This is a genomic window from Rhizobacter sp. P1_G5 (assembly GCF_056405435.1).
Window position 1 is genome coordinate 1 of the sequence record NZ_JBFUCB010001132.1, and the last position, 778, is coordinate 778.

Below are 778 nucleotides of genomic sequence, written 5' to 3' on the forward strand. Positions count from 1 at the left end.
CACCATCCCGAAATGCCGCTTGTGCGGCGGCGTGCGCGTGATCGGGCGGCCGTCGAGCAGGATGTCGCCGGCGGTCGGCGACTCGAAGCCGGCCAGCATCATCAGCGTCGTGGTCTTGCCCGAGCCCGAGGGACCGAGCAGCGTCAGGAACTCGCCGCGGCGGATGTCCAGGTCGAGGCCGCGCACCACCAGGTGGCTGCCGTCGTAGGTCTTCTGCACGCCGCGAAAGCGCACCAGCGGTTCGGCCGGTGCGCCCTGCGGGACGGCAGCGGCGGCGGCGGGAGAGGTTCCGGAGACGGCAGGCATGCGCACCTCGTTCAACGCAGAGCGGCGAAACTGTCGGCCAGCACCTGCAGGCCTTCGTCGACCAGCGCGTCCTCGGCCGTCAGCGGCACCAGCACGCGGATCACGTTGCCGTGGGTGCCGCAGGAGAGCAGTATGAGCCCGCGGCGGGCCGCTTCGGCGACCACGTTGCGCGTCAGTTCGGCGGCCGGCTTCGACAGGTCGCCGCCCTCGAACAGCTCGATCGCCACCATCGCACCCAGTCCGCGCACGTCGCGCACCTCGGGCACGCGGGTCGCGATGCGGCGCAGCCCGGCCGCGAGCCGCTCGCCGAGCGCGCGACTGCGCTGCAGCAGCTGTTCGTCGTCGAACACCTTCAGCACCGCGAGTGCCGCCGCGCAGCCGATCGGCGAGCCCGCGTAGGTGCCGCCGAGCCCGCCCGGGCCGGGCGCGTCCATCACGTCGGCACGGCCGACCACGCCCGAGATGGGGAAGC

2 protein-coding genes are annotated in these 778 nt (G+C 73.1%); both read right to left on the reverse strand.

What is annotated here, in order from left to right; genetic code table 11:
* Nucleotides 1-306: ATP-binding cassette domain-containing protein (locus AC1D12_RS34535; protein ID WP_477845557.1), on the reverse strand; the 306-nt coding region annotated here is incomplete at its 3' end.
* An 11-nt stretch (nt 307-317) separates the two neighbouring features.
* Nucleotides 318-778 (reverse strand): aminotransferase class III-fold pyridoxal phosphate-dependent enzyme (locus AC1D12_RS34540; protein WP_477845558.1); only part of this gene is annotated, 461 nt, incomplete at its 5' end.